This is a genomic window from Streptomyces sp. x-19 (genome assembly GCF_046549115.1).
Taxonomy (GTDB): Bacteria; Actinomycetota; Actinomycetes; order Streptomycetales; family Streptomycetaceae; genus Streptomyces; species Streptomyces albulus_C.
In genome coordinates, this window is record NZ_JAJPWK010000006.1 from 337617 (window position 1) to 353275 (window position 15659).

14 protein-coding genes are annotated in these 15659 nt (G+C 72.4%); 3 read left to right on the plus strand and 11 right to left on the minus strand.

Annotation, left to right across the window (positions count from 1 at the left end):
• Window positions 1–65 precede the first annotated feature (65 nt).
• The 4 genes from ACLJT4_RS18550 to ACLJT4_RS18565 all read right to left on the minus strand — a co-directional run bounded on the left by ACLJT4_RS18550 (window position 66) and on the right by ACLJT4_RS18565 (window position 4443).
• Entirely contained in the window at window positions 66–1373 is a 1308-nt protein-coding gene (locus tag ACLJT4_RS18550) for a hypothetical protein (protein WP_411123374.1), read from the minus strand.
• A complete protein-coding gene (locus ACLJT4_RS18555) occupies window positions 1363–1923 on the minus strand; it encodes a DUF6114 domain-containing protein (protein ID WP_411123375.1) in 561 nt (186 codons plus the stop codon). Before ACLJT4_RS18555 ends, ACLJT4_RS18550 begins: the two co-directional genes overlap by 11 nt.
• Before the next feature lie 235 nt (window positions 1924–2158).
• On the minus strand, window positions 2159–2776 hold the full coding sequence (locus tag ACLJT4_RS18560; RefSeq protein ID WP_411123376.1) for a DUF6230 family protein: 618 nt from the start codon (window positions 2774–2776) through the stop codon (window positions 2159–2161).
• A 698-nt stretch (window positions 2777–3474) separates the two neighbouring features.
• Entirely contained in the window at window positions 3475–4443 is a 969-nt protein-coding gene (locus tag ACLJT4_RS18565; RefSeq protein WP_411123377.1) for a tetratricopeptide repeat protein, read from the minus strand.
• A gap of 318 nt (window positions 4444–4761) precedes the next feature.
• Here ACLJT4_RS18565 and ACLJT4_RS18570 point away from each other — a divergent pair, with 318 nt between their 5' ends.
• Complete coding sequence (locus tag ACLJT4_RS18570; protein WP_411123378.1) at window positions 4762–5400, plus strand: TetR/AcrR family transcriptional regulator; 639 nt, start codon at window positions 4762–4764, stop codon at window positions 5398–5400.
• 26 nt (window positions 5401–5426) lie between these two features.
• Here the strand turns inward: ACLJT4_RS18570 and ACLJT4_RS18575 are convergent, their stop codons facing one another.
• The 3 genes from ACLJT4_RS18575 to ACLJT4_RS18585 form a co-directional block, all read right to left on the minus strand.
• Window positions 5427–6449 (minus strand): GDP-mannose 4,6-dehydratase, encoded by a 1023-nt coding sequence (locus tag ACLJT4_RS18575; RefSeq protein ID WP_411123379.1) that lies wholly within the window; start codon window positions 6447–6449, stop codon window positions 5427–5429.
• A complete protein-coding gene (locus ACLJT4_RS18580; protein ID WP_411123380.1) occupies window positions 6446–7612 on the minus strand; it encodes a UDP-N-acetylglucosamine--N-acetylmuramyl-(pentapeptide) pyrophosphoryl-undecaprenol N-acetylglucosamine transferase in 1167 nt (388 codons plus the stop codon). The genes ACLJT4_RS18575 and ACLJT4_RS18580 overlap by 4 nt, the downstream gene beginning before the upstream one ends.
• 94 nt (window positions 7613–7706) lie before the next feature.
• Entirely contained in the window at window positions 7707–8903 is a 1197-nt protein-coding gene (locus tag ACLJT4_RS18585; RefSeq protein WP_411123381.1) for an RNA-guided endonuclease InsQ/TnpB family protein, read from the minus strand.
• 150 nt (window positions 8904–9053) lie between these two features.
• On the opposite strand from ACLJT4_RS18585, the gene ACLJT4_RS18590 reads away from it, so the two are divergent.
• Complete coding sequence (locus ACLJT4_RS18590) at window positions 9054–9791, plus strand: response regulator transcription factor (protein WP_411123382.1); 738 nt, start codon at window positions 9054–9056, stop codon at window positions 9789–9791.
• A gap of 88 nt (window positions 9792–9879) precedes the next feature.
• Window positions 9880–11304 carry an ATP-binding protein gene (locus ACLJT4_RS18595; RefSeq protein WP_411123383.1) on the plus strand — a complete coding sequence of 475 codons (1425 nt, stop codon included), beginning with the start codon at window positions 9880–9882 and terminating at the stop codon, window positions 11302–11304.
• 48 nt (window positions 11305–11352) lie between these two features.
• On the opposite strand, the gene ACLJT4_RS18600 is transcribed toward ACLJT4_RS18595, so the two are convergent.
• The 4 genes from ACLJT4_RS18600 to ACLJT4_RS18615 form a co-directional block, all read right to left on the minus strand.
• Window positions 11353–13053, minus strand: coding sequence for a methylmalonyl-CoA mutase (locus ACLJT4_RS18600; protein WP_016571404.1), 1701 nt, complete (start codon window positions 13051–13053; stop codon window positions 11353–11355).
• 243 nt (window positions 13054–13296) lie between these two features.
• Window positions 13297–13629: a DUF3817 domain-containing protein gene (locus ACLJT4_RS18605; protein WP_233661247.1), complete on the minus strand. Its 333-nt coding sequence runs from the start codon at window positions 13627–13629 to the stop codon at window positions 13297–13299.
• A 142-nt stretch (window positions 13630–13771) separates the two neighbouring features.
• Window positions 13772–14281, minus strand: a complete 510-nt coding sequence (locus ACLJT4_RS18610) for a MarR family winged helix-turn-helix transcriptional regulator (RefSeq protein WP_016574639.1) — start codon at window positions 14279–14281, stop codon at window positions 13772–13774.
• A gap of 43 nt (window positions 14282–14324) precedes the next feature.
• Window positions 14325–15641, minus strand: coding sequence for an MFS transporter (locus ACLJT4_RS18615; protein ID WP_411123384.1), 1317 nt, complete (start codon window positions 15639–15641; stop codon window positions 14325–14327).
• Between the last annotated feature and the right edge of the window lie 18 nt (window positions 15642–15659).

Consider the following 15659-nt stretch of genomic DNA (forward strand, 5'->3'; position numbering starts at 1 on the left):
CTTCACCAGGGGGCGCCCCACCGCCGTTTTCCGTTGCCGCACGGTCGGGACCGGCGCCGGCCGGGTCAGTCCTCGATGGACACCCGCATGCCGGGGATGTGCAGGTTGCCGCCGAACTGGCCCGCCTGGTCCAGCTTCACCTTGCTGAAGTAGGCGTACGGGACGTTGATCGGCGGCGGGTGCTCCGGGTCGAAGACGATCGGGATCAGACCGAACAGGTTGCCCTGGAGCCGCTCGGTGTAGAGCGTCACCTTGCCGTCGCGGATGGTCGACGTGGAGCCCGGTGTCGAGCGCACGTGGTAGTGCTTGCCCGAGGCCGGGTCGTCGACGATCTGGTGCAGGTCGGCGATGTCGATGCTGTCGGCGGTGAACTTCAGGACCTGCTTGGTGTGGCCGTTCTGCGTCGTGACGTTGACGACGCCCACGTAGTCCAGACCGCGCAGGGTCAGCCCGCTGGACTCCAGGTGCCAGGGCAGGTCGGGCAGGGTGACCGGCGTCTGCTCGTTCTTGCCGGCCTGCTTGTTCTCGACGACGCAGGGGTAACCGGGCTTGCCGCTGGCGTCCTTGCCGTCCAGCCCGCCACCGGGCAGGGCGTTGTCGACGGTGCCGACGGCACCGTGCACGGTGTCGTTGACCGCCTTCGACGGGTTCTTCAGCGCGTCGCCGACCGGCTTGGTGACCTCGTCCAGGCCGGGCCCGGAGCCCTTCGACGACGCGTCCTCGCCGGACGGGTCGGCCGAGGGCGACGGGGACTTCGTGGCGGACGCGGACGGCGAGGGGCTCGGCGAGGCCGTCGGCTCCTCGGACTTCTTGTGCACGCCGAAGAGGCCGCCGAGCGCGTCGCCGATGCCGCCCAGCAGCCCGCCGTCGTCCTTCTTCTCCGGGGAGGCGGAGGGCGACGGGGTCGCGGAGGCGGACGGGTCCGCCGACGGCTTGGTGGTGCTCGCGTCCTTGCTGGCGGACGGCGACGGCGAGGGTGCGGCGGACGGGTCCGCCGACGGCTTGCCGTCCTTGCCGGCGTCCTTCTGGTCCTTGGCGGCCTTGCCGTCCTTGGCGTCGTCCTTGGCCTTGCCGTCCTTGGCCTTGGCGTCCTGGCCGGACGTGTCCGGGGCGGTGACGCAGGGACCGTTCCTGAAGGGGCTCTCGGGCGGCGCCGGCTTGGCGATCGCCATCTGGGGCGTCAGCCCCATGCCCATGAGGACGGCCGACGGCATCGCCGCGATGGCGATCGCCTTGCCCGCGGGCACATGCAGGCGGGTCAGCAGCGGCTTGCGGGGCGCCGCGTGCCGCGGCCCGCCTCTCGCCCCGGTGGCTGCGGATTCTTCCCCTGCCTCCGGCGGGGGTGCCCCCACCGGCAGCTGGTCACCCGGCACGGTGCCTCCCGTTCCTTCCGTTGGTCGGGCTCGTTCCTGACAGGTTGTCCAGTCCGTTGCCCAACCCGGGACCACCGACCGCCGGAGCGGGGTTGGTGGCGACCACCGGTCCGACGACGCGGTCCGGCTCGTCGGCCCCGTCCTCGCCCTGCACGGGCTTGCCCGGCGCCCAGGAGACGCCCAGCGCACCGCCGATCAGCCCCAGCAGGAAGCCGATCAGGAAGGCGCCGAAGTTCGAGACGACCAGGGAGACCAGCGAGAGCAGGATGGCCGCGACACCGGCGAAGACCCGGGAGGCCGGCTGGAACCACATGGTCAGGCCGAGCACCACCAGCAGCACGCCGATGATCAGCGAACCGGCGCCGGCCGTGGTCGCCATACGGACGGTGAGGGAACCGATGGTGAGGTTCGCGTAGGGGATGTACATGATCGGGGCGCCGGCGAGAAGGGTCAGCAGGCCGCCCCAGAACGGGCGTTGCCCACGCCACTCCCGGAAGGCCAGCCGCTTCCGGCCGAGGGTCTCGTTCAGCTGTGGTCGTTCTGCGCTCATGCCGCAGCCTCCCTACGGTCGGCGGTCCCGCATGCGCGCCGCGCGTACCTGTTGATGACTCTCCCCCAGCCTCCGGCCGGGGCGTCCCCCATGCTCCAGTCACTCATGTCGTCCGGCTCCTCGGGACTGGCAAATCGGTGGATCCGTGGGTGCTTCTCAGCGCTACCCGGCGTACGGGCACGGGGAACGGCTCACGCCGTGCGACTGCCTACCCCGCGCCCGCACGCTCAGTGCGTCAGTAGCACTCGTTCTTGCCCTTGGTGACGCTCATCTTGAGGCCACTGAGCTTGAAGGTGCCGGCCGTGGTGGCCCAGGCACGCTGGTGGACGCCGGTCAGGACGGCCGTGTCGGCCTCCTGGGCGAAGGAGCCGGGGTCGGCCTTGTCGCCCTCCTTGATGCCGGGGCCCTTGGTCGACGATCCCGCGGCAACACCGATGTTGATGTTCTTGAAGGTCGCGTCCGCGCTCAGCTGGTCGAGGTCGATGTAGAGGTTCTTGGCCTCCACCGGGTCCTTGCCGGCACCGGCCCGGAGCTGCATCGACACGTCGCCGAAGACCGGGACCGGCACGACGACGGACTGGCACAGATTGTGGATCGTGGCGTTGGAGAACGCCGAGACCGCCACCGGGACGTTCTTGCCGTTCTTCTGGGCATCGACCGCGCCGTACTGCACGAAGCCCGTGCCGTCCAACCGGTCCGTGCTGACCTTGAACTGCTGGCCGGACACGCTGAACGACGCCGCCAGGGCGCCCTGCGAAAGGGCGACGCCGATCGCGGCGGTGGCCGCGACGCTCGGCACCATGACGACGGCGAACCGCTTCCATCTGGTCCCGCCACGAGTCAGGGACTCCATGACTTTCCTCCTTCTCGGACGTACATCTCCGGTACGTACCGCCCCACTTGAGGGAGGCCGCACCTGGGATGGGAGAAGTGCTACGTCCTCGGGAAGGAGAGCGCCCGTCTCGGAGGCACAGCGTGTTTCCGAACACCGGCGATCACCCCCGAGCGACAACCACTGGCCACGCTCTCGCGCAACCTCACCGGACAGGCTCTGCCGAACGGCAAAGACCCCCCTGTCCAGGGCCGGCGCCACTGCCGCCGACCCACTCGGTGGGGACCCAAATACCCCGCTGCACCGACCGGATGCCGGGCTGCGGGAAATGGACCGAGCGTGGCCGATCGTCGTGCATTCCCGGCCGCCGCACAAGGCCCTCGTTACTTGCGGGTAACGGGCCGATAACCACGCCGCGACGCTCGGAGATCATCCGCGCACGCACCGTCGTCACTAACGATGACCAAACAAGGGGTAATTGGTGGCAGATACCGGCAAATTGGTCGCCTGGACTTACTCCAAGTAACAGCGGCCACCTTTACCAAGTTTCAGTAAAGCGTGGCCGCTGTTCCGTTTGCCGGACGCGCATGCGGGAGTTCCCGCGGGGCCGAACCGGGCCAGGACGGATATTCCCCAGGAAAGCGCCGGAGCCACGGGCAAGTGGCGCGTAGCGCCGCCTTCTGGGGGTGGTACTCAGGTGGCGGGAGAGGAGGGCCGGGTCAGAACAGCACGCGCGCCAGGGCGGTGCGCGCCTTCGTCACCCGCGGGTCGTCGGCGCCGATCACCTCGAACAGCTCCAGCAGCCGGACCCGCGCGGCCTCCCGGTCGTCCCCGGCCGTCCGCTGCACGGCGTCGATCAGGCGCCCGAAGGCGTCCTCGACGTGGCCGCCCACCAGGTCCAGGTCCGCGGCGGTGATCTGCGCCTGGACGTCGGTCGGGCGGTCCGCGGCCTCCTGCCGGACCGTCTGCGGGTTGAGGCCCTGCACCCGCTGGAGGAGTTCGGCCTGGGCCAGGCCGAGCTTGGCCTCCGGATTGGTCGGGTCGTCGGCGAGGACGTTGCGGTAGGCGCGGACGGCGCCGTCGAGGTCACCGGCGTCCAGCGCGTCGGCCGCCGCGGTCAGCGCCGCGTCGTACGGGCCGACCGGCGGCGGCGCCGCGGCCTCGGCCTGCTCGGCCGCCGCCGGGTCCACCGGCACGCCGACGATGCCGAACTGCTGCTCGGCGACCTGCACCAGCTGGTCCAGCACCTGACGGAGCTGCCCCTCGGGGACCGCGCCCTGGAAGAGCGGGATCGGCTGGCCCGCGACGACCGCGAACACCGCCGGGATGCCCTGCACCCCGAACTGCTGGAACAGCATCTGGTTGGCGTCGACGTCGATCTTGGCGAGGACGAACTTGCCGGCGTACTCCGCCGCGAGGTTCTCCAACAGCGGTCCGAGCTGCTTGCACGGCTCGCACCACTCGGCCCAGAAGTCGATGACGACCGGGACCTCGGTGGACCGCTGGAGGACGTCCTCCTGGAACCCCGCCTCGTCGACGTCGAACACCAGGCGGGTGGCCCCGGCCGGCGCCGCGCCCGTGCGGGCGGCCTCGGCGCGGGCCTGCTCGGCCTTCTGCTTCGCTTCCCCGGCCGCCTTCACCGCTGCGAGGTCGACGACTCCACTCATGGACATGTTGCGTGGCTGCATGGGTCCATCCTCCCCCCTGAGCGACCGGTTCCGGAAAGCGATCCGGAAAGCGGGCCCGCCGTCCGCCGGCCCGCCCCGCTGGAATGCGGTGCGCGCCCGGGATCCGGTGCCCGACTGATGCCCCGAAGGGCCGTGCGCGTGCGGCCATGGGTCCCCACCCACAGCCAGTGGTCATCGCTCTTTCGCTACAGGTCGTAGCGTAACTCGGGGGCGCCCCGGGCCGGCAACCACTTCCCGCCGGCCGCTTGGTGATCTCCCTCACGAACCTCGGCGACGCCCCGGGTCCCAATTCCCCTACTGGCCGGTATGGTCGCCCGCATGCACCAGTCCGCCCACCCCTCGAAAGGCCGCCCGGGCCGCCCCCGCAGCGTCGAAACCGATCACGCGATCCTCGACGCCACCCGCGCCGCGCTCGTCGACGTCGGCTGGGGCGGACTCACCATGGGCGAGGTCGCCGCCCGCGCCGGGGTCGCCAAAACCACCCTCTACCGCCGCTGGGCCAACAAGAGCGAACTGGTCGTGGACGCCGTCGCGGTCCTCTTCGACGAGTTGGAACTCCCCGACCGGGGCTGCCTCCAGTCGGACATCGAGGGCGTGGTGCTCCAGTTCGGCAGGCTGCTGGCCCGGCCCGAGACCAAGACCGCGCTGATGGCGGTGGTCGCCGAGTCCACCACCGACGACGCGCTGCGCGAGCGGATCCGCTCGGCGATCGTCGAACGGCAGAAGCGGCTGGTGCTCCTGGGCCGCTCACGCGCCCAACAGCGCGGCGAACTGCCGCCGGACGCCGGCGGGCCCGAGGGCGAACGCGCCGCCGAGCACACCGTCGGACTGATCTTCGACGTGATCGCCGGGGCCGTCGTGCACCGGCTGCTGGTCAGCGCCGAGCCGGTGGACACCGGCTGGGCCCGGCAGTTCACCACCCTGCTGCTGGCCGGCCTGGCCGGGCTGGGGCGTTAGCCCCGGCGCCGGCCCGGCCCCCCGCCTCACACCTGGTAGCGGTCCGCCCGGAACAGGTGCAGGTGTTCGGCCACCCACTCCGACGTCCGCGCCAGCCCCTCCTTGAGCGTGACCTCCGGCTGCCACGAAGCCCACTCGCGGGCCCGGGAGTTGTCCGACAGCAACCGCTCCACCTCGCTGCCGGAGGGCCGCAGCCGCGCGGCGTCCACCACCACCTCGGCGTCCCGCCCGGAGGCCGCGATCAGCGCCTCGGCCAGCGCCCCGATGGTGATCTCCTGGCCGCTGCCGAGGTTGACGACCTGGCCCACGGCCCGGTCGCAGTCGGCCAGCGCCAGGAAGCCCGCCGCGGTGTCGGTGACGTAGGTGAAGTCCCGGGTCGGGGTGAGCGAGCCGAGCTTGATCTGCCGGGCGCCGGCGTGCAGTTGGGCCAGGATCGTCGGGATCACCGCGCGGGCGGACTGCCGGGGCCCGTAGGTGTTGAACGGCCGCACGACCGTCACCGGCAGCTCGAAGGCGTGCCAGTGCGACAGCGCCATCATGTCCGCGCCGATCTTCGAGGCGGAGTACGGGGATTGCGGCTGCAGCGGGTGGTCCTCGCCGATCGGCGCGGTCCGCGCGGTCCCGTAGACCTCGCTGGTGGAGGTGTGCACCATCCGTCGCACCCCGTGCCGACGGCACGCCTCCGCGATGTTCTCCGTGCCCACCACGTTGGTCTGCACGTAGGCGCCCGGCGAGTCGTAGCTGTACGGGATGCCGATCAGCGCGGCCAGGTGGAAGACCGTGTCGCAACCGGCGACGGCGTCCATCACCCGGCCGGCGTCCCGGACGTCCCCGGCGAGCATCTCGACCGGCCCGCCCGGCTCCAGGTAGCGGGCGAGGTTGCCCTTCTCCGCGTACGGCTTGTAGTGGACGAACGCGCGCACCTCGGCGCCGGCCGCCACCAGCAGGTCCACCAGCGTCGACCCGATGAACCCCTCGGCTCCGGTGACCAGGACCTTCCGTCCGGCCCACGACCGGGACGCGGTGCTGCTCGTGCTGCTCGTGCTCATGCTGACTCCTTCTGGGTGGTGACGAGGTGGTGCGCGTGGGGGTGGCCGGCCAGCGCCAGGGTCCGGGCGGCCAGCAGGTCCGCGGCCCGCGCGTGCGTGCCGGGGTCGGCGGCCGCGCCCATCGCGGCGAGCCGCGCCGGGTCGGCCAGCAGCGGCGTGAGCAGGGCGTCCAGCCGCGCGCCGGTGACCTCCGCGTCGGGCAGCAGCAGCGCCGCCCCGGCGTCGGAGAGCACCCGGGCGTTGTGCGTCTGGTGGTCGCCGGGCGCGTGCGGGTAGGGCACGAGGACGGCCGGCATGCCGATCGTGGCGAGTTCGGCGACGGTCGCCGAACCGGCCCGGCACAGCACCAGGTCGGCCGCCGCGTACGCCAGGTCCATCCGGTCCAGGTACGGCACCGCCGTGGCGACCGCGGCCCCGCCGTTCGCCTCCAGGGCGGCCCGGGCGGCGTCCAGCGCCGCCGGGCCGGTCTTGATCAGCAGCCGCAGGCCGGTCCGGGACAGGTAGCGGCCCGCGAGGTCGACGGCGGCCTCGGTGAGCCGGGCGGCGCCCAGGCTGCCGCCGTTGACCACGACCAGCCGGGCCTCCTCCGGGACGCCCAGGGCCCGGCGGGCGACCGGCCGCAGGGCCGCCCGGTCCAGCGCGGCCAGCGGCCCGGACAGCGGCATCCCCACCGTCTCGGCCCGCTCGCCGCCCGCCAGGTGGGGCCGGCTGCGGTCGAAGGCCAACGCGATGTGCGGGGTGAGCCGGGCGGCGAACTTGTTGGCCCGGCCTGGCACCGCGTTGGACTCGTGGATCAGGCTGGGCAGTCCCGCCATCCGGGCCCCGACGATCACCGGGGCGCTCGGGTAGCCGCCCATGCCGACGGCGACCTGGGCGCCCTGCTCCCGCAGGATCGCCCGGCACTGGGCGCCCGAGCGCAGCAGCGCGGCCGGCAGCAGATAGCGTTTGGCGCCCAGCGCCGGGTCGAACGGGATCATGTCGACGGTGTGCAGCCGGTAGCCGGCCTGCGGGATCAGCCGCGTCTCCAGTCCGCGGTCGGTCCCCACGAAGGAGATCTCCGCGTCCGGTACGGCCCGACGCAGCGCGTCGGCGAGGGCGAGTCCGGGATAGATGTGGCCGCCGGTGCCGCCCGCACCGATCACGACCGAGAGTGGTGTGCGCATGGCCGCCACGCTCGTCCGCCGCCTTAAGAACGTTCTAAGACGCCGTTTGGCAGCCTTGGTCCTTGACGCTCTCCCCTCTGAAGGGGGGAGATTCTTACGGCTCGCGCCGTGAGACTTCCTGTTTCATCGCCGACTGCCCGCCCGGAGTTCTCCGTTGAGGTCTTACACCAGCTCCGCAGGCTGCAACCGCCCGTCCGGCGGCCAGAAGGTTCTTCGCTGCGTTCATGTCCCGGTCGTGGGTCGTTCCGCAGTCGCACGTCCATTCACGGACGTTGAGCGGCATCTTGTCGGCCAAAGCGCCGCAGTGGGAGCACAGTTTGGAGGAGGGGAACCACCGGTCGACGGCGATCACTTCCCGCCCGTACCAGTCCGCTTTGTACTCCAGCATGCTCCGGAAATCCGACCACGCCGCATCCGAGATGGCGCGGGCCAGGCTCCGGTTCTTGACCATGTTGCGCACGGTCAGGTCCTCGATCACGAGCGTTTGGTTTTCACGCACGAGTCGAGTGGTCAGCTTGTGCAGGTGGTCCCGGCGCCGGTCGGTGATCCGGGCGTAGACCTTGGCGACCTTGCGCCGGGCCTTGGCCCGGTTCGCGCCGTCGCCCTTGGCCTTGCGGGCAAGAGCCCGCTGCGCCTTCGCCAGACGGGCACGGTCCCGGCGCTCATGCCTCGGGTTGGCGATCTTCTCGCCCGTGGAGAGGGTGAGCAGGTGGTCCAGGCCGACATCGATACCGACCGCCGCATCGGTGACGGGGAGCGGCTTGACGCTGGGGTCCTCGCACAGCAGGGAGACGAACCAGCGTCCGGCCGCGTCCTGCGAGACCGTCACCGTCGAGGGCTTCGCGCCCTCGGGCAGGGGCCGGGACCAGCGGATGTCCAGCGGCTCGGACATCTTCGCCAGGGTGATCTTCCCGTCACGGAAGCGGAACCCGGACGTGGTGTACTCCGCCGACCGGCGGGACTTCTTCCGCGACTTGAAGCGCGGGTACTTGGCCCGCTTGCCGAAGAAGTTGGTGAACGCCACCTGCAAGTGCCGAAGCGTCTGCTGAAGCGGAACGCTGGAGACCTCGTTCAGGTAGGCCAGTTCCTCGGTCTTCTTCCACGCCGTGAGCATCGCGGAGGTGGCGTTGTAGTTGACCCGCTCCTGCCGTGTCCACGCCTCGGTACGGGCGGCGAGCGCCATGTTGTAGACCTTGCGAACACACCCGAAGGTGCGCGACAGCTCGGCTGCCTGCGCACCGGTCGGATAGAAGCGGTACTTGAACGCCCGCTTCACCTGGCTCGTGGGCACGCTCACAAACTAACTGGCCACAAGTGAAGACCAAATCTGCGGGTCAGAGCACTGCGATCCGCCCAGGGGCGAATCCCAGTCCGTTGCCCTGCTCCGCAGGAGTCCGTTTCCTCTCCGCCCTGAAGGGCGGAGCATCCACGGAGGAACCAGATGACCGCACCCCCCGCCCCCGCACCCGTTCCCGGGACCCCGCCGCCCGTCGCCGCCCGGATCCTGGTCGTCGACGACGAACCGGAGGTCCGCGCCGCCGTGGCGGACGGGCTCGCCGTCGAGGGCTACGCGGTCCGCGGCGCCGCCGACGGGCTGGCCGCGCTCTCCGAGATCGCCACCTGGCAGCCGGACGCCCTCGTCCTCGACGTGATGATGCCGGTGCTGGACGGCCTGGCGGTCTGCCGCCGGCTGCGCGCCCTCGACGACCGCACCCCGATCCTGGTCCTGACCGCCCTGGACTCGGTCAGCGACCGGGTCGACGGCCTGGACGCCGGCGCCGACGACTACCTGGTCAAGCCGTTCGCCCTGGACGAGTTGATCGCCCGGGTGCGGGCGCTGCTCCGGCGGGCCGCGGCCGGCACCGCCGACGCCCGGCTGGCCTTCGCCGACCTGGTCGTCGACCCCGCCACCCGCAGCGGCCACCGCGGTGGGCGCCCGCTGGAGTTCAGCCGCACCGAGTACGCGCTGTTGGAGCTGCTGCTCCAGCACCCCGGCCAGGTGCTGCCCCGGGAGACGATCCTGGAACGGGTCTGGGGCCACGACTTCGGCCCCGACTCCAACTCGCTGGCGGTCTACGTCGGTTACCTGCGCCGCAAGTTGGAGGCCGGCGGCGAACCCCGGCTGGTGCACACCGTGCACGGCGTCGGCTACCGCCTGGACCGGCCGGAGGGCACATGAGCCGGGTGACGCGAGCACGCGACGGGCGGCGCGGGCGGCGCGGCCCCGGAGTCCGGCCCGGCCCGGGCGGACGCGACGGGTCGACGACATGACCGGCCGGCGCCGCCTGGGCGGCCGCTGGGTCCGCCGCCGTCCCCTGCGCACCCGGCTGGCGCTCGCCGCGTCCGCCGCGGTGGCGCTGGTCGCGGTGGGCGTCTGCGCGGCCGCGTTCCTCGTCCTCCGGGTCCAGATGACCCGTCAGCTCGATCTGAACCTGGCGCAGACCGCCACCCAACTCGCGCAGCGCACCCGCAACTGGGGCCCGACCGCCGGCGACACCAACTGCCACTACCAGGCCGTGCCCTGCGTCCAGATCATCCCCGCCGACCCCGCCCGGGACGCCCACGGCCGCTCCCCCGCCCTGCCGGTCTCCCCCGCCACCCGCGAGGTGGCCGCCGGCCGCCGCGCGCCCTACTACACCAACCTCACCGTCGACGGGTACCCCGTGCGCCTGTACACCGTCCGCCTGCACGGCAAGGACGAGGCGCTCCAGGTGGCCCTGCGCTCCGACACCGTCGAGCGCGGGGTGCGCCAGGCCGCGTGGGCCCTGGCGGCGGTCGGCGGCACCGGCGTCCTGCTGGCCGCCGCACTGGGTTACTGGGTCTCCCGCACGGGCCTGGCCCCGGTCGCCCGGCTGACCGCCACCGCCGAGCGGATCGCCACCACCCGCGACCCCCGGCACCGGATCGACCTCCCGACCGGCCCCGCGGGCCACGAGGACGAGATCACCCGGCTCGCCACCAGCTTCAACACCATGCTCGGCGAACTGGAGCAGTCCGTCACCGCCCAGCGCCGCCTGGTCGCCGACGCCTCCCACGAACTGCGCACCCCGCTGACCGCGCTCCGCACCAACGCCGAACTGCTGGCCCGCGCGGACCGCCTGACGGACGAGCAACGCAACCGGGCGTCGGGGGCGCTGGCCCGTCAGCTCCGGGAGGTCACCACGCTCGTCAACGACCTCATCGAGCTCGCCCGCGACGAGGAGCCCTGGCCGCTGCTCGAACAGGTCCGCCCGGCCGAGCTGCTGGAGCACGCGGTGGCCGCGGCCCGCGAGCATTGGCCGGAGGTCGCCTTCACCGCCCGGATCGCGCCCGGGGCGGCGGACGCCACGCGCCCCGGCGTCCCCGCCCGGCTGACCCGACTGCTCTCCAATCTCCTGGACAACGCCGCCAAGTTCTCCCCGCCCGGCGGCCCCGTCGAGACCGAACTCGACGTCGTGGCGGACGCGTTGGACCTCACCGTCCGCGACCACGGCCCCGGCATCGCCACCGACGACCTGCCGTACGTCTTCGACCGCTTCTACCGCGCCCAGGCCGCCCGCGCCCTGCCCGGCTCGGGCCTCGGCCTGGCGATGGCCCGTCAGATCGCCCGCGCGCACGGCGCCGAACTCACCGCGGAACGGGCCCCGGGCGGCGGCGCGCTCTTCCGCCTGCGGATGCCGCTCACCCCGCCCCCCGAAGAGGGAGCGGGGTGAGGGACGGCATACCACCGGCGGTGCCCCCGGCGGCGGCCCGCGGGCCGGTCAGAAGCCGGCCGGCTCGGTGTACGTGCCCCATTCGTCGCGGAGCGCGCCGCAGATCTCGCCGAGGGTCGCCTCCGCGCGGACGGCGGCCAGCATCGGCTCGATCATGTTGCGGTCGCTGCGGGCGGCGGCCAGCAGTTCCTTCAGCGTGGCCTGCACCCGGGCGTCGTCGCGGGCCGCCTTGCGCTCCGCGAGGACCCGCACCTGCTCCCGCTCGACCTCGTGGCTGACCCGGAGGATCTCCAGGTCGCCGGTGACCGAACCGTCGTGGCAGTTGACGCCGACGACGCGCTTGTCGCCCTTCTCCAGCGCCTGTTGGTAACGGAACGCGGACTCGGCGATCTCGCCGGTGAACCAGCCGTCCTCGATCCCGCGCAGGATGCCGGAGGTGATCGGGCCGACCGGGTGCTGTCCGTTCGGCACCGCCCGTGCCCCGCGCTCCGTTATCTGCGCGAAGATCTTCTCGGCGTCCGCCTCGATCCGGTCGGTCAGCGCCTCGACGTACCAGGAGCCGCCCAACGGGTCGGCGACGTTGCCGACGCCGGTCTCCTCCATCAGCACCTGCTGGGTGCGCAGGGCGATCTCGGCGGCCTGCTCGCTGGGCAGCGCCAGCGTCTCGTCCAGGGCGTTGGTGTGCAGCGAGTTGGTGCCGCCGAGCACCGCCGCCAGCGCCTCCACCGCGGTGCGCACGACGTTGTTGTACGGCTGCTGCGCGGTCAGCGAGACGCCGGCGGTCTGGGTGTGGAACCGCAGCCACTGCGCCTTCTCGCTGCGCGCCCCGTAGACGTCGCGCATCCAGCGGGCCCAGATCCGGCGCGCGGCGCGGAACTTGGCGATCTCCTCGAAGAAGTCCACGTGGGCGTCGAAGAAGAACGACAGGCCGGGCGCGAAGGTGTCGACGTCCAGGCCGCGGGAGAGGCCCAGCTCGACGTAGCCGAAGCCGTCGGCGAGGGTGTACGCCAGCTCCTGCGCGGCCGTCGCGCCCGCCTCCCGGATGTGGTAGCCGGAGACCGACAGCGGTTTGTAGGCGGGGATGCCGTGCGCGCAGTGCTCCATCAGGTCACCGATCAGCCGCAGGTGCGGCTCGGGCTGGAAGAGCCACTCCTTCTGCGCGATGTACTCCTTGAAGATGTCGGTCTGCAGCGTGCCGTTGAGCACCCCGGGGTCGACGCCCTGGCGCTCGGCCGCGACCAGGTACATGCAGAAGACCGGCACGGCGGGGCCGCTGATCGTCATGGACGTCGTGACGTCGCCCAGCGGGATGTCCTTGAACAGGACCTCCATGTCGGCCGCCGAGTCGATGGCGACGCCGCAGTGCCCGACCTCGCCGAGCGAGCGCGGCTCGTCGGAGTCCCGCCCCATCAGCGTCGGCATGTCGAACGCCACCGAGAGGCCGCCACCGCCGGCCTTGAGGATCATCTTGTAGCGCTCGTTGGTCTGCTGGGCGTTGCCGAAGCCGGCGAACTGGCGGATCGTCCACGTGCGGCCGCGGTAGCCGGTGGGGTACAGGCCGCGGGTGAAGGGGTACTCCCCCGGCCAGCCGATCCGCTCGAAGCCCTCGACCGCGTCGCCGGGGCGCGGCCCGTAGACCGGCTCGACGGGGTCACCGGAGAGCGTGGTGAAGTCTGCCTCGCGCTTCCGGGCGGAGTCGTACCGGGCCTGCCAGCGGCGGCGGCCCTCTTCGATCGCGTCAGCGTCCATGCCCACGAATTTACTAGGACGTCCTAGTATCTGTCGATGGGAAGCGCCCCTGAATCGACCTCGGGGTAGCCCCTTAAGGGCCCGGAGCCGGCCTGGCACGGGGCGGGCACGCCTTTCCTGGGGCCGGGAACGCCTTCCTCGGGGCCGGGCGCGCCCCGGACGCGCCTGAGCCCCTCCCGTGGGACGGGAGGGGCTCAGGGGGGCGCGGCACGGCACCACGGGGGTGCCGGAGAGCGGCGGGCGTCAGACCTTGACCGGCTCCGGTGCGTCCTTGGCCAGCAGCGGCGTGACCTCGCGGACCACCTTGCGCTCCACGAAGAACGCGGCGGTCGGGATCGTGCCGGAGATCAGCACCCACAGCAGCTTGGCGAACGGCCAGCGCGCCTTGGAACCCAGGTCGAAGGCGAAGACCAGGTAGATGATGTAGAGGACGCCGTGGATCTGGGCGACGACCAGCGTCAGGTCCTTCCCCATCCCGAAGCCGTACTTGAACACCATGCAGGCGCAGAGCACGAGCAGCATCACGGCGGTGATGTAGGCCATCGCCCGGTATCGGGTCAGCACGCTGGATTTCATGGATACGAGCGTAACCGTCCGGAAATCCCCCGCGGACGCGGGGACCACGCAAGCGCCGGCAGCCCGTGAAGACGCTTCGCGGACCCGCCCGGCCAACGCGGGGAACCAGGGCAATGACCTGGAGAAACCCCGTTCCGCAGCCTCAGTCGTCGGTGAAGTCCGCCGCCGCCACCCGCAGCGGGCGCAGCAGCGCGAAGATCTCGGCGCACTCCTCGGCGTCGTACGCCCCGAGGCCGAAGTCCATCGCCATCAGGTCGCGGGTGGCCGCGTCGCACACCTCGCGTCCCTTCTCCGTGATGGACGCCAGGGTGCCCCGGCCGTCGTTCGGGTTCGGCCGCTTGGCCACCAGCCCGGACTTCACCAGCCGGTCCACGGTGTTCGTCACCGAGGTGGGGTGCACCATCAGGCGCTCGCCGATCTTCGACATCGGCAGCTCGCCCGCCTTGGAGAAGGTCAGCAGCACCAGCGCCTCGTAGCGGGCGAAGGTCAGCCCGTACGGCTTGACCACCGCGTCCACCTCGGACAGCAGGATCTGCTGGGCCCGCATGATCGAGGTGATCGCGGCCATGGCGGGCACGGAGCCCCATCGCTGCTTCCACAGCTCGTCGGCGCGCGCGATGGGGTCAAAGGCAAGGCTGAGCGGCTTCGGCACGCTTCCGACCCTACCCGGCGGTCATATGTTGGTCAGCCCCGTCTCAACTTTCGGTCTGGTGAAGCGGTCCGCGACCGTCCCCCGCCGCCCCCGCCGCCCGCGCCCCGGACCGCCGGACCTCCGCGACCACCGCCAGGACGACGACCGCCCCGACCGCCCCCGCGGCCGCCATCACCACCGGCAGCGGGGCGTACTCCGCGGCAACTCCGGCCAGCCCCATCGCCAGCCCCATGCTCGTCATCCGGCCCGCCTGCATCACCGTCATCGCCTGCCCCAACAGCTCCTCGGGGACGGCGGCGACGAACCACCGGTCCACGCCGAAGTTGTAGGCGATGCCGGTGCCGGTCAGGACCAGCAGCGCCATGGCCCACCCCCAGGACGGCCGGGCCGCGAACCCCAGGGACGGCAGCACCGCGAACACCCCCAGGGGGAACGTCAGCCGGGTCCGGGCACGCGACCCGAGGAACGTCCCCACCAGGGTTTCCGCGACCACCGCCCCGACCGGCATCCCGCACAGCAACAGCCCCTGCCCGGTCGGCCCGACCCCCAGCAGGCCCCCGTAGGGGACGAGCAGCGCCTCGGGGACGACCACGACGGCCGGCGGCACCCAGGTCAGCAGCAGCAGCGCCCGGATCCGCCGGTCGTCCAGCAGCCGCCGGGTGCCGGCCAACGAGGCGCCCACCAGCGCGCCGGGCGTCCGCCCCCGCGCCGGGCGGACGGCGGTCCCCAGCCGCAGCAGCAGCGCCGACGCGGTGAACGTCGCGGCGGTGAGGCCGAGCACCGCGCCCGGCGGGACGGCGGCCAACAGCAGCCCGCCGGCCGCGAACCCGGCCAGTTGCGCACCCTGGTTGACGATCCGGACCAGCGAGCGCCCCAGGACGAAGAGCTCGCCCTCGCCGAGGATCTCGCCGAGCGTTCCGGCCCGGGTGCCCGCGAAGACCGGTGCGACCGCCGCGATCAGGCAGCGCAGCACGAGCAGGACCGCCACCGGCGTGCCCGGCAGCACCATCGCCGCGGCCGCCGCCGCGCACACCGCGTCGCACAGCACCAGCACCCGGCGGGCCGGGTAGCGGTCGGCGACGGCCGACAGCAGGGTGCCGCCGACGACGTACGGCAGCAGGCCGAGCGCGAAGGTCAGCGCGCTGAGCAGCGGCGAATCGGTCAGCCGGTAGACCAGGACGGACAGGGCGAGCTCGCAGACCACCACGCCCAGGGAGGACAGCAGGTGGGCGGCGAAGACGGCGCGGAACTCGGGGACGGCGAAGACGGCGCGGTAGCCCGGGCCGGCGGCGGGCGGGGCGGCGACGGGCGGGCAGGCGGGAGCGGGGCCCGGCCGTGCGGGCCCGGAAGGCGTCGGCATGGCGTCAGGCTGCCGAGC